Here is a 12916-nt window from a genome sequence, read left to right as displayed (position 1 = left end):
CAACTAAAAGAAAATTTCTCATAATTTAGAACTCATTTGTGTAGCATGTAATTCTGCTTTATCCACACTTTATTAGTTCGTATATTTGTAATAAAATTTAAAGCATGTCTACAGTTTTAAAAGAAAATGTTGCTCCACCAAAAGGTAAACCGAAATGGCTAAGGGTAAAACTTCCTACAGGTAAGAAATACACCCAGCTTAGAGGTTTGGTAGATAAGTATGACCTGCATACTATTTGTACCAGCGGAAGTTGCCCAAATATGGGAGAATGCTGGGGAGAAGGAACAGCAACCTTTATGATATTAGGTAATGTTTGTACTAGATCATGTGGTTTCTGCGGAGTTAAAACCGGAAGACCTGAGAATGTTGACTGGGCAGAACCTGAAAAAGTAGCTAGATCCATAAAAATTATGGGTATTAAACATGCTGTCATCACTTCTGTAGATAGAGATGACCTTAAGGATATGGGCTCTATTATTTGGGCAGAAACCGTAAAGGCCATCCGAAGAATGAACCCTACTACGACTTTAGAAACTTTAATTCCTGATTTTCAGGGTATAGAAAAGCATTTAGACAGAATAGTTGCTGTATCCCCAGAAGTTGTTTCTCACAACATGGAAACTGTTAAAAGACTTACCAGAGAGGTACGTATACAAGCAAAGTATGAACGTAGTCTTGAAGCCTTGAACTACTTGAAAAAACAAGGTATCAACAGAACCAAATCTGGTATTATGCTAGGTCTTGGCGAACATGAAGATGAAGTTATTACCACATTGGCAGATTTGCGTAATGCAGATGTTGATGTTGTTACTATAGGACAGTACTTACAGCCTTCTAAAAAGCACCTACCTGTTAAAGAATTTATTACTCCTGAGCAATTTAAGAAATATGAAGACATAGGTCTTGAAATGGGCTTTAGACATGTTGAAAGTGGCGCTTTAGTAAGATCTTCTTACAAAGCACACAAGCATATTTTATAAATTCTAAAGAACATACTTCCTAGCAACTACGCTAAGATTATTTGATAGTCCTCAATTATTGGGAATTATCTGTATTAACTGAACACATTCATCGGTAACCAATGCAAAAACTAAACATAGGCATTAATGGTTTTGGAAGGATAGGCAGAACCCTATTTCGCTTAATGCAAGCACATGAAAATTTAAATGTGGTTGCTATTAATGATTTGGCAGACACCCGTACTCTTTCACATCTTTTAAAATATGACAGTATTCACGGTACTTCACCGCTCAATATTTCTCATGACGAAAAACACATTATTGTTAATGATAGAGCTATTGCTTTATATAACGAAACTCATCCGTCTAAAATAAATTGGACTTCTTCCGCAGTTGACTTGGTTGTAGAATGCACCGGTAAATTTAAGGATAGAGATACATTATCTTTTCATATTAAAAATGGCGCCAAGAAAGTTATTTTGTCCGTACCCCCTACTGAAGATGATATAAAAATGATTGTTTTCGGTATCAATGAAAATACGTTGACAAAATCTGACGACATCATATCAAATGCATCTTGTACTACGAACAACGCTGCACCAATGATCAAAATAGTCAATGACCTATGTGGTATTGAGCAGGCGTATATTACAACCATACACTCGTATACTACAGATCAAAGTTTGCACGACCAACCGCATAGAGATTTAAGAAGGGCTCGCGCGGCATCACAATCTATAGTGCCTACTACAACTGGGGCAGCAAAAGCATTGACTAAAATATTTCCAGAATTAGCTGATACTATTGGCGGTTGCGGTATTAGAGTTCCTGTGCCAAACGGCTCATTAACAGACATTACCCTAAATGTAAAGAGAGCTACAAGTATTGAAGAAATAAACTCTACTTTTGAAAAAGCGTCTAAAAACCAGTTTAAAAATATAGTACATTACACCAACGACCCAATAGTTTCTATTGATATAAACAATAGTTGCTATTCTTGTACGTTTGATTCTTTGATGACCTCCGTAATAGGAAAAATGGTTAAGATTATTGGCTGGTACGATAATGAAACCGGCTATAGCAGTAGAATCATTGATTTGATTAATTTTATTAGTACTAAAAATTATATTTGAAGATATTATTTTTAAATAAAGCACTTAAATTCTTACTAGTCCCCATTCTAATTTTGGCGGCTACTACTGCCCTATACTCACAAAACCCGGTTGCAAAGAAAGACATACAACCTTATTTTGATCAAGCAAGAAAATTCAGAAATCAAGATAAAATTGACCTTGCTTTAGAAACACTGAATACAGCTGCAAACGAAGCCGAAAAAAGTGAAGATGTCAAGGGTCTTATTGATAGCCTTCACGAACTAGCATTACTTTATTTAAAAATAGATAAAGAAGGTGATACTGAGTTTTATTGGGATCGCGCAAGCGTTTTGCTAAAAGATATTGAATATCCTTACGGTGACGGTATGCATAAATATGTAGAAGCTATTCTGTTACATAGAAGTAATAGAAACTTTCAAGCTCTGTTTATGCTTAATGAAGCTAAACAACTAAATAACGACCGTAATTTTTATAATAATTTATTATTGACCGAAGCAAGAGTATATCTCAGTTTAGAGAAGTATGATAGCGCTACTAAGAATTTAAATTCACTAATTGTAAATACTGATCTTTACGAAAAGGAATACCTTACAACGCAAGCCTACTTAACACTTGCCGAACTAAATTTAAAAATCGATAATTTATCCGAAGCTGCTAAAAATGGGGAAAATGCTTTGACCCTTGCTGTTGATAATGGATTTTTAGAGGACATTAAAAACGCTAACACCTTATTATCTTCTGTTTATGAGAAACTTGGTCTCTATCAGAAATCGCTCGTGAACACTCAGAATCTGGTACAATTAAAAGATTCAATATTCAATATTGATAAAAATATTATTGAAGCTAAAACAGCTGACAAGATTAGAGATGATTACAAGACGGAAGAGATTGCACGCCAAGAAAAGAAAATAGAAGAACTAACAGAATCTCAAAACAGGTCTGAGCTTACGGCAATTTTAACCTCGGCATTTTTAATCATTATTTCATTATTAGCAGTAACGCTGTATAGAAATAACCAGATAAAATTAAAAACCAACGATCTTTTACAGACCAAAAACAAAGAGCTACAAATTGCTCGTGATGGTGCCGTACAAGCAATGGAAGCAAAAACGAACTTTCTATCTACGGTAAGCCACGAACTTAGAACCCCACTTTATGCGGTTACCGGACTTACTCACTTATTACTAGAGGAAAACCCTGAAGAACACCAAAAAGAACATTTAAAGGCTTTAAAATTCTCAGGTGACTATCTTCTTAATTTTATAAATGACATTCTACACATCAACAAAATTGATGCGAATAAATTAGAACCCCTTAATATGGAGTTCAATCTTAACAAGGTCATTAATGAAGTTATTAATTCTCTTGGGCAAAGTGCTAAGTCAAACAAGACAAACTTAATTTTAGAATACGATTCAGATATACCAAATAGCTTATTGAGCGATCCATTAAAGCTCTCTCAAATTTTCATGAATTTGATTGGTAACTCTATTAAGTTCACTAAAGGTGGCGAGGTAAAAGTCATTGCAAAACTATTGAACAAAGTCGAGGATGACATTACCATCTATTTTGAAGTTAAGGATAATGGTATAGGCATCTCAAAAGAAAAGCAAAAAAGTATTTTTGAAGGCTTTGAACAAGGCTCTATTCAGATTAACAGAGAATATGGTGGTACCGGCTTAGGTCTAACTATTGTTAAAAGCTTATTGAGTTTATTTGAAAGTAAAATTGAACTTGAGAGTGAATTAGGCGAGGGTAGTTCTTTCTTCTTTGAAGTTAAAATGAAGAGTCTTGAAAGTGAATCTGAAGATGTATCATTTGAGATTACACCTAAAGACTATGACTTTAAAGGACTTCACTTATTAATTGTCGAAGACAATAAAATTAACCAAGTCATCACTAAAAAAATGCTTTCTAAGCGAGATATGACCAGTGATATTGCCAATAACGGTCATGAGGCAGTAACAGCCGCTCAAGAGAATGTGTATGATGCCATACTTATGGATATTCATATGCCAGGTATTAGTGGTGAAGAAGCCACAATTCAAATTAGAAAGTTCAATCAAGACACACCAATAATTGCGTTAACAGCTATCTCGTTAGACGATAGTTTGGAAAGTTTCTATGCAGCAGGTTGTGATGATGTGGTTACCAAACCATTTAAGCCAGATGTTTTTTATCAAAAAATAGGTGAGAATATTTTTGACAAAAGAGCTAAGAAATCGTTGTCATAAATTTTAACAAATCCTTCCTCAAAAGTTCGGCTGTATTATCAAAAAACACATGCTTGACTTCTATATAACTTAGGTTCGTAACCTTAGATTCTAAGCGCACAAAATCTTTTTCAGTAGTAAGAATACACTCCTTTTCCTTTAAAAGTTCAATTTCTTGATCAGTAAAAAAATGATGGTCATTGAATTTTAAATGCTCAAACGTAATTCCTTCTGAGCTTAAAAACTTTACTAACGGAGCGGGATTTGCGATTCCTGTTACCAACGTTACTTTTTTTCCTTTCAGCACATTTAAAGGCATAATATTACCTTTAAGCTCTTTATTATATGACAAGTAACTAAATAATACTGTTTGATTAGTCCCAGGTTTTATACTTGCCCTAATTTTATCTTTTTCCTGTGACGATAAGTTAGCCGGGCATTTAGTTACTACAATTAAATCTGCCCTACCCGCCTCTCTTTTAGAATCTCTTAAATTGCCCGTTGGCAAATACCAATCTTTAGTATATAAATTATCATAAGCGGTCAATAAAATAGAAAATCCAGCTTTCACTTTTCTATGCTGGAATGCATCATCGAGCAAAATCACATCTGGACTTACCATTTTCTCAAGCTGACGTATTCCATTTCTTCTATCCGCATCAACGGCAACAGTTACATCAGGGAATTTACTTTTTAACTGAAATGGTTCATCACCCAATTCTTCAACGCTGGTTTGTTGAGTTGAAAGTAAAAAACCTTCTGAATTGCGTTTATAGCCCCTACTTAAAATAGCTACACTATAATTTTGAGAAAGCTCTCGTACCAAAAGTTCGATCATTGGGGTCTTACCTGTGCCACCAACACTTAGGTTTCCTACGCAAATAGTTTTTGCAGCAAAAGATTTAGAAGAAAATATACCTACATCATACAAGCGATTTCTAAGAAAGACAATCAATCCGTAGATTAAAGAAATAGGAAAAAGAAGTTTTCGTAACACCTGCATCAGAACGAAATTATAATAATTTATCTTTGAATATCTTATTTTCTTATAAAATGACCGTAAAAGACATCACCCTAATCTTAGAAGAATTTGCTCCATTAACATATGCCGAAGATTTTGACAACGTAGGTTTACTAGTTGGCAATGCTTCTAATGAAGTAAGCGGCGTACTAGTTACACTAGACACTTTAGAAAATGTGGTAGAAGAAGCCATTGTTAAAAAGTGTAACATGATCGTGAGCTTTCACCCAATCATTTTTGGGGGCTTAAAGAAAATAACGGGTAAAAATTATGTAGAGCGCGTGGTTATAAAAGCAATCAAAAACGATATTGCCATCTATTCTAACCACACGGCACTTGATAATGCGAAAGAAGGCGTAAACGCAAAAATTTGCGAAGTACTAGGACTTTCTAATACCAAAATACTTCTGCCTCAAAAAAATACAATTAAAAAATTGACCACCTATATTCCTAAAGATAATTTAGAGGAAGTAAAAGGTGCGCTGTTCAAAGCTGGTGCGGGTAACATAGGAAACTATTCCGACTGCAGTTTCACTGTGGAAGGTAATGGATCTTATAAAGCCAATGAGGATGCCAACCCCACAAAGGGAAGCATAGGTACCACACATATGGAAAGTGAAATTATGCTTACATGTGTTTTTGGCAAGAACGAAGAATCTGCCGTAATTAATGCCTTGCTTACTTCTCACCCTTACGAAGAGGTAGCTTATGACATACAAACTATAGAAAATACCAACAAATATATTGGTATGGGCATGATAGGTGAATTGAACAAAGAAGTTAGCGAAACCGAATTTCTTGAACATTTAAAGCTTAAAATGAACGCCAAATTGGTACGTCACTCTAATTTTTTAAATAAACCAATTAAAAAAGTAGCAGTGCTGGGAGGAAGTGGTTCTTTTGCTATTGGTGCCGCAAAAGCGGCCGGAGCAGACGTATTTGTTACTGCAGACCTTAAATATCACCAATTTTACGAGGCTGAAAACCAAATAGTTTTGGCAGATATAGGACACTTTGAAACTGAGCAGTTTACAAAAAACCTTTTAGTTGATTATCTTACGAAAAAAATTCCTAATTTTGCAATCCATTTATCGGAAAGTATAACAAATCCCATCAATTATTTTTAATATGGCAAAAAAAGAAGATTCGTCTGTAGAAGCAAAGTTAAGAGCATTATATGATTTGCAATTAATTGATTCTAGGGTTGATGAAATTAGGAATGTTCGTGGTGAACTTCCTTTAGAAGTAGAAGACTTGGAAGATGAAGTCCTTGGCCTAAAAACGAGAATGGATAAACTTAAATCTGATTTAGAGAATATCAATTTCGAAATCGGTGCTAAGAAGAACCTTATTGAAGAAGCAAAGACTTTAATTAAAAAATACGGCGAGCAACAAAAAAATGTTCGTAACAGTAGAGAATTTAATTCTATCAGTAAAGAATTGGAGTTTCAAGAATTGGAAATTCAATTGGCTGAAAAGAACATAAAAGAATTCAAAGCTCAGATCGATCAGAAGAAATCTGTTATTTCTGATACTAAAGAGCGTTTATCGGAACGTGAAGCTCACCTTAAGCACAAGAAAAGCGAATTGAATGCAATTCTTGCCGAAACTGAGAAAGAAGAAAAAGCGTTACTAGAAGAGTCTATCAAATTTCAAGACAAAATTGAAGAACGTTTGGTAAAGGCTTATGCTCGTATTCGTAACAATGTTAAGAATGGTCTAGCGGTTGTGCCAATTGAAAGAGGTGCTTCTGGTGGTTCTTTCTTTACTATTCCACCTCAGGTTCAAGTTGAGATTGCTTCAAGAAAGAAAATTATTACTGATGAGCATAGTGGTCGTATTTTAGTTGACCCAACACTTGCTGAAGAAGAAAGTGAAAAAATGCAAAAAATGTTCGCTAAACTATAATAGCTAACATGCAACATATTTAAAAAAAGCCATCTTTTAAAGATGGCTTTTTTTGTTTACATTCATAACTATGAATTTATTAAAAATCAGTTTAATCTTTATTTTGATGCATAGCATAAATGTAGAGGCCCAAAATTTATCTGACTTTAAATGGAAAAATAGAATAGTTATTCTTTATGAAGATGAAAATAATTTTACCGAAGTAAAATCTGCTTTAGAAATTATTGAAAACAATACTTTTAAAATAAGTGAAAGAGATATTCGTGTTTTCATATATAAAGACACTGTATTTTACACTACAGATGGCAAAACCACGGATATTGAAAAACCTGGTACATTACCAAAATCTTACAATGGTTATGTATTAATTGGAAAAGATGGTGGCATAAAATCCAAAAGCCCCTACCCTTTTAAAATAAAACAGCTATTTGACTTAATAGACAGCATGCCTATGCGCAGAAGTGAAATGAAATCCAATAAGTAATTAGCCTAGAAGTTTTAGCATTAGCTCCTCTACTTCTTCACTATTCCATTTTTCTGCAATACCTGGTGTTTTCATGACTTCTTGCATAATCTCTTCTTGAGCATCGCCTTCTGCCAGTGCTTCTGCATAAGGTCTATTTGAAAACGTTACCCTACTATAGGCTGGCACCCATTTCTCTGGATGTTTTGCCGCAAAGTGCTTTTCAATTTTCTTTTGCAGTAAGAAATTCGCATCTGCCGTTTTACTGCTCATCTCCACAAAATTGCGATAGCTTAACTCTGCAATAGCATCAGCATTAGGTTTACGTCTTTCTTGATAGATCTCAAAAATACGCTGCCAGTCGTCACCTAACTCTTGTATAATTTGATCTAAAACATAAATATCTTCAAATCCAGCGTTCATACCTTGCCCATAGAAAGGCACTACAGCATGCGCAGAATCGCCCACAAGAGCTACTTTGTCCCAATAGGTCCATGGGTAACACTTCATCGTTACCATAGCACTGGTAGGGTTCTTAAAGAAGTCTTCGGTTAAATTTTCAATTTCATCTTTTACGTTAGGGAAATATGTATTGAAAAAATGTACCGCTTCCTTTTTAGTTTTTAAACTATCAAAAGAAACATCTCCTTCAAATGGCATAAATAATGTACAGGTAAAACTGCCATCTAAATTTGGCATTGCTATAAACATAAACTTACCACGTGGCCAAATATGAAATGAATGTTTATCCAATTTATGTGACCCATCTGCATTTGCAGGTATGGTCAATTCTTTATACCCTACATCAATAAAATCTTGTGAATAGTCAAATCTACTACGTCTTTGCATTTTGTGACGTACTCTTGAAAAAGCACCGTCACACCCAAACACCAAATCAAACGGGTATTCTACCCATTCTCCTTTTTCACTTTCTCCCGTATAAACTTTTGCTTCTGGCAAATCAATATCCCAGACTTTTTCTTCAAAACGAAATTCTACTCCGTTTTTTTCAGCAAGATCGATCATGCGTCTATTAAGCACCCCACGAGATATGGACCAAATAGCTTCACCATCCTTACCATATTTTTGAAAATACTGCTCTTTTCCTATAACGTGCATTGCCCTTTTATCTAAGGGTATGGCAATTTCTTTAATTTCTTCTTCTATGCCGACCGCCTTCAAGGCATTCCAACCTCTATTGCTCATTGCAAGATTGATTGATCGACCAGAAAATTCTACATTTCTAATATCTGGTCTGCGATCAAATACGGTAATTTGATGTCCGTACCTTTTTAGATATATGGCAAGTAAGGATCCTACCAAGCCTGAGCCAATAATGGCAATATTCTTTTTTTCTTGGGTCATGTTCATGGCTTTAAGCCAACATTAATTCAATGTTAAAAATAGGGAATTATAGCCTAATTTCAGGTAATACTTACATAAACTAAGCAAATCATTTTATTGATAAAGTTATATTTTTGTTTAAATTTTATATACTTTTATTAAACAAAATAAAATATCTTGAAACATTTTACAAAAGAAAAATTACTAAGCCTGCCCAGCAGATATAAAGCGCATTTAATTAACAGCTGTACAGGTTACAAATCTGCTAATCTTATCGGTTCAAAATCGAACTCAGGTATTAGCAATTTGGCAATATTTAATTCCGTAGTGCATATTGGTAGTTCACCACCAATGTTAGGGTTTATTTTAAGGCCCCTTACCGTAAAAAGAAACACCTATGCCAACTTTAAGGAGACTGGTTTTTTTACTGTTAACCAAGTAAACGCATCTATGATAAAAGAGGCACACCATACAGCCGCCAGTTATGACCAAGATATTTCCGAGTTCTCAAAAACTAATTTGACCGAGACTTATCTAAATGATTTTCAAGCTCCGTATGTGCAAGAGAGTGCTATTAAAATAGGTTGTAGCTACGTTAATGAATACGAGATCAAAGAGAATGGTTGTCTGCTGGTTATTGGTGCTATTGAACATTTGTATTTACCAGAACATAGTATTCAAGAAGATGGTTGGCTTTCTCTAGATAAGGTAGACACTGTTGCTATAAACGGTTTAGATGCTTACGCATTACCACAACTTTTGGCACGTTTTGCTTATGCAGAAACTGATACACCTACCAAATCTATCTAAAAATGGCACATAAAAAAGTACATCTTGCTTCTAAAATCTGCGTTACCTGCAAGAAACCCTTTTCATGGCGTAAAAAGTGGGAACGCAATTGGGATGAAGTAAGATACTGTGGTGAAAAATGTAGACGTAATAAATTGAAAAAAGAAATTGATGAATAATCTAATTTGGTTTAGAAACGATTTACGGGTACAAGATAACTCGTCATTGAACGAAGCAATGAAGGGGTCTAAAGTTGTAGGCTTCTACTGTTTTGAATCTAAGTTTTTTGAAATTGATGAATTCGGATTTAAAAGAACCGAAAAGTATAGAGCAAAGTTTCTAATTGAGACTATTGAACAACTACAACAGGAACTCGAAAAACTAAATATACCTCTATTTATATATCATGGTAATTCATCAGAATATTTACCTCAGTTAATAAAAGACCATAATATCAATTCTGTTTTTTTACAAAAAGAATGGACTAGAGATGAACAGGTTATATTAAACAATGTAAAGAACAACTTAGAATCAAACGTTAACTTTCATGAAGCATATGATCAATTTTTATTTCATCCTGATGATATTCCCTATGATGATTTTAATGCTATTCCTAATGTTTTTACAAACTTCAGAAAAAAGTGCGAAGCAAACTCCAAGATAAGACCTATAATAAAGCTGCCTACTGTAATGCCAAGTGAAAATTTAATAGCTACCGAAACTAAAATACCCACTTTAAACGATTTGGGTCTGGAGCATTATACTAACCACATAAATACCGCATTCCCCTTTAAAGGCGGAGAATTAGAGGCACTTAAAAGAGTTCACAACTATTTTTGGGAAACGAAAAAATTAAGTTTTTACAAGAAAACTAGAAACGGATTAATTGGTACGGACTATAGTTCAAAATTATCTGCCTGGCTAGCTAACGGCAGTATATCTCCAAGAACTATTTATTGGGAAATAAAGAATTTCGAGAAAGAAATTATAAAAAATCAAGATACTTATTGGCTGATTTTTGAATTGATCTGGAGGGATTATTTCAAATATATATCGCTCAAGCATAATAACGCTATTTTCAAGTTAGAAGGAATATTAGATATTACTTATGATCCGAAAACCAATGAAAAAGATAAATACACTTGGATCAATGGTTTAACTAAAGAACCTTTTGTAAGTGCCAATATGAAAGAACTATTGGAAACCGGATGGATGAGTAATAGAGGGAGACAAAACGTAGCTAGTTTTTGGTCTAAAGAATTAGAACAAGACTGGCGAATTGGCGCCTCCTATTTTGAAAGTATGTTGATCGATTATGATGTGCATAGCAACTGGGGAAACTGGATGTATAACAGCGGAGTAGGAAATGACCCTAGGAACAGAAAATTTAATATAAAAAGCCAAGCAGAACGGTATGACGCTGCCGGTAAATATCAACGATTGTGGTTACAAAAAACATTGTTCTAACCATAACTTAAAAAAGACACGAAATAATGAAAATAGTACGGTTAATACTAGGTGACCAATTAAACCAGAATCATTCTTGGTTCAATGAAGTAAATAATGACATAACTTATGTCATGGCAGAAATGAGACAAGAAACAGATTATGTAAAACATCATATTCAAAAAGTGGTCGCTTTCTTTTTAGCCATGAGAAGCTTTAAAAAAGACCTTTCTGAAAAAGGGCATCAATTTATCTATTACTATCTAAATGACAGAAACAACCCTCAAGACTTAGCACAGATAATCTCAAATACAATAAAAGAAACCAACGCAGACAAATTTGAGTATCAGTTACCAGATGAATATAGACTTGATCAACAACTAGAAAAAATTTGCAGTTCACTGGCTCAAAATACAGATTGTTTTGATACCGAGCATTTTTACACGACCAGGTTTGAGTTAAGAGATTTCTATAAGGGCAAAAAGCAAATGGTCATGGAAAGCTTTTATAGAATGATGCGCAAAAAACATAGCATTATGGTCACTAAGGATCAACCAGAAGGTGGTAAGTGGAACTATGACCAAAGCAATAGAAACAAATGGAAGGGCAAGACACCTATTCCTAAAGAAAAGGAATTTTCTAAAAATATAGATGAAATCGTTCAACTATTGAACGATAAAAATGTTCAAACGTTTGGCAACATAGATTCAACAAATTTTCCTTGGCCGGTAACTAGAGAAGAATGTCTAAATACATTAGATTATTTCTGCAATGAACTACTACCGCATTTTGGCGATTACCAAGATGCCATGCATACAGATGAAAAGTTTCTATTTCACTCACGTCTATCCTTTGCTATGAACGCCAAAATATTGGCACCAAATGAAGTTATAAATACCGTCTTAGAACATTTTTACGATAAATCTAATGATATAAACATATCTCAAGTTGAAGGTTTTGTGCGCCAAATCTTAGGCTGGAGAGAGTATATGAGAGGTATATACTGGAAAGAAATGCCTGAATACAAACAATTGAATACTTTAAATAATACCAACAAATTACCTGAATTTTTCTGGACAGGTAAAACAAAAATGAATTGTCTAAAAAAAGCCATTGGGCAAAGTTTAGATGCCTCATACGCCCACCATATACAGCGACTTATGGTTATTGGTAATTTTGCTTTGTTAACGCAAATAAATCCAGATGAAGTTGATCAATGGTATTTGGGTGTTTATATTGACGCTATAGAATGGGTTGAAATCACCAATACCAGGGGCATGAGCCAATTTGCAGATGGTGGTATTGTTGCAACAAAACCTTATGTTAGCAGCGCTAACTATATTAATAAAATGAGCAATTATTGTAGTGGTTGCCACTATAGCCTTACCAAAAAAATTGGTGAAAAAGCATGTCCATTTAACTCGTTATATTGGAATTTTCTATCGGAGAAAAAAGAACATTTTAAAGACAATCAACGTATGAATATGATGATGGCTCTTTTAAATAAAATGGATGGAAACAAACTAGCAGAAATTCAAGAAAGAGCTACTTATATTATTGAAAATCTAGATGAAATTTAATCAAATCGAAGCCCAAAATTATATGAAAATATAGGTAAATTCATGTTTTTTTTGAACAATTTTTTGTTAAAATAAAAT

At 34.1% G+C, this 12916-nt stretch carries 12 protein-coding genes; 10 read left to right on the top strand and 2 right to left on the bottom strand.

Translation table 11 applies throughout. The features are described from left to right. Positions 1 to 104 precede the first annotated feature (104 nt). The 3 genes from lipA (at position 105) to PXD56_RS16030 (ending at position 4308) form a co-directional block, all read left to right on the top strand. Positions 105 to 980: a lipoyl synthase gene (gene lipA / locus PXD56_RS16040; protein WP_036156039.1), complete on the top strand. Its 876-nt coding sequence runs from the start codon at positions 105 to 107 to the stop codon at positions 978 to 980. Between the two features lie 101 nt (positions 981 to 1081). Further along, entirely contained in the window at positions 1082 to 2092 is a 1011-nt protein-coding gene (gap, locus tag PXD56_RS16035; protein ID WP_276494360.1) for a type I glyceraldehyde-3-phosphate dehydrogenase, read from the top strand. Then, the gene (locus PXD56_RS16030; protein ID WP_276494359.1) at positions 2089 to 4308 is read left to right on the top strand and encodes a hybrid sensor histidine kinase/response regulator; all 2220 of its coding nucleotides are present in this window, start codon (positions 2089 to 2091) and stop codon (positions 4306 to 4308) included. The genes gap and PXD56_RS16030 overlap by 4 nt, the downstream gene beginning before the upstream one ends. Here the strand turns inward: PXD56_RS16030 and lpxK are convergent. Beyond that, positions 4289 to 5290: a tetraacyldisaccharide 4'-kinase gene (gene lpxK / locus PXD56_RS16025; protein ID WP_276494358.1), complete on the bottom strand. Its 1002-nt coding sequence runs from the start codon at positions 5288 to 5290 to the stop codon at positions 4289 to 4291. The two genes, PXD56_RS16030 and lpxK, sit on opposite strands and share 20 nt — an antisense overlap. A gap of 50 nt (positions 5291 to 5340) precedes the next feature. On the opposite strand from lpxK, the gene PXD56_RS16020 reads away from it, so the two are divergent. From PXD56_RS16020 to PXD56_RS16010, 3 genes are all read left to right on the top strand, one after another. Beyond that, a complete protein-coding gene (locus tag PXD56_RS16020) occupies positions 5341 to 6435 on the top strand; it encodes a Nif3-like dinuclear metal center hexameric protein (RefSeq protein ID WP_276494429.1) in 1095 nt (364 codons plus the stop codon). Between the two features lies 1 nt (position 6436). Then, a complete protein-coding gene (locus PXD56_RS16015) occupies positions 6437 to 7216 on the top strand; it encodes a zinc ribbon domain-containing protein (RefSeq protein WP_276494357.1) in 780 nt (259 codons plus the stop codon). Positions 7217 to 7322: 106 nt separating this feature from the next. Continuing rightward, positions 7323 to 7700: a DUF4174 domain-containing protein gene (locus PXD56_RS16010; protein WP_276494356.1), complete on the top strand. Its 378-nt coding sequence runs from the start codon at positions 7323 to 7325 to the stop codon at positions 7698 to 7700. Here PXD56_RS16010 and PXD56_RS16005 read toward each other — a convergent pair whose 3' ends face one another. Then, entirely contained in the window at positions 7701 to 9044 is a 1344-nt protein-coding gene (locus PXD56_RS16005; protein WP_276494355.1) for an FAD-dependent oxidoreductase, read from the bottom strand. A 156-nt stretch (positions 9045 to 9200) separates the two neighbouring features. Here PXD56_RS16005 and PXD56_RS16000 point away from each other — a divergent pair, with 156 nt between their 5' ends. Genes PXD56_RS16000 through PXD56_RS15985 form a run of 4 tightly spaced genes read left to right on the top strand, consistent with a single transcriptional unit; the run spans position 9201 to position 12838 of the window. Continuing rightward, a complete protein-coding gene (locus tag PXD56_RS16000; RefSeq protein ID WP_276494354.1) occupies positions 9201 to 9833 on the top strand; it encodes a flavin reductase family protein in 633 nt (210 codons plus the stop codon). A 2-nt stretch (positions 9834 to 9835) separates the two neighbouring features. After that, positions 9836 to 9991 (top strand): DUF2256 domain-containing protein, encoded by a 156-nt coding sequence (locus PXD56_RS15995; RefSeq protein WP_276494353.1) that lies wholly within the window; start codon positions 9836 to 9838, stop codon positions 9989 to 9991. Further along, a complete protein-coding gene (locus PXD56_RS15990; protein ID WP_276494352.1) occupies positions 9984 to 11279 on the top strand; it encodes a DASH family cryptochrome in 1296 nt (431 codons plus the stop codon). The genes PXD56_RS15995 and PXD56_RS15990 overlap by 8 nt, the downstream gene beginning before the upstream one ends. A gap of 26 nt (positions 11280 to 11305) precedes the next feature. Beyond that, positions 11306 to 12838 carry a cryptochrome/photolyase family protein gene (locus PXD56_RS15985; protein ID WP_276494351.1) on the top strand — a complete coding sequence of 511 codons (1533 nt, stop codon included), beginning with the start codon at positions 11306 to 11308 and terminating at the stop codon, positions 12836 to 12838. Positions 12839 to 12916 lie beyond the last annotated feature (78 nt).

Origin of the sequence: Maribacter zhoushanensis (assembly GCF_029350975.1) — a bacterium.
GTDB lineage: Bacteria > Bacteroidota > Bacteroidia > Flavobacteriales > Flavobacteriaceae > Maribacter > Maribacter zhoushanensis.
Note: the sequence above shows the minus strand (reverse complement) of the source record. Positions and strands in the feature narration are given on the sequence as shown.

Coding starts and splice junctions, on each gene's coding strand:
- PXD56_RS15985 (WP_276494351.1), top strand. CDS start 11,306: ATGAAAATAGTACGGTTAATACTAGGTGACCAATTAAACCAGAATCAT.
- lpxK (WP_276494358.1), bottom strand. CDS start 5,290: ATGCAGGTGTTACGAAAACTTCTTTTTCCTATTTCTTTAATCTACGGA.
- gap (WP_276494360.1), top strand. CDS start 1,082: ATGCAAAAACTAAACATAGGCATTAATGGTTTTGGAAGGATAGGCAGA.
- PXD56_RS15995 (WP_276494353.1), top strand. CDS start 9,836: ATGGCACATAAAAAAGTACATCTTGCTTCTAAAATCTGCGTTACCTGC.
- lipA (WP_036156039.1), top strand. CDS start 105: ATGTCTACAGTTTTAAAAGAAAATGTTGCTCCACCAAAAGGTAAACCG.
- PXD56_RS16015 (WP_276494357.1), top strand. CDS start 6,437: ATGGCAAAAAAAGAAGATTCGTCTGTAGAAGCAAAGTTAAGAGCATTA.
- PXD56_RS16020 (WP_276494429.1), top strand. CDS start 5,341: ATGACCGTAAAAGACATCACCCTAATCTTAGAAGAATTTGCTCCATTA.
- PXD56_RS16005 (WP_276494355.1), bottom strand. CDS start 9,044: ATGACCCAAGAAAAAAAGAATATTGCCATTATTGGCTCAGGCTTGGTA.
- PXD56_RS15990 (WP_276494352.1), top strand. CDS start 9,984: ATGAATAATCTAATTTGGTTTAGAAACGATTTACGGGTACAAGATAAC.
- PXD56_RS16010 (WP_276494356.1), top strand. CDS start 7,323: ATGCATAGCATAAATGTAGAGGCCCAAAATTTATCTGACTTTAAATGG.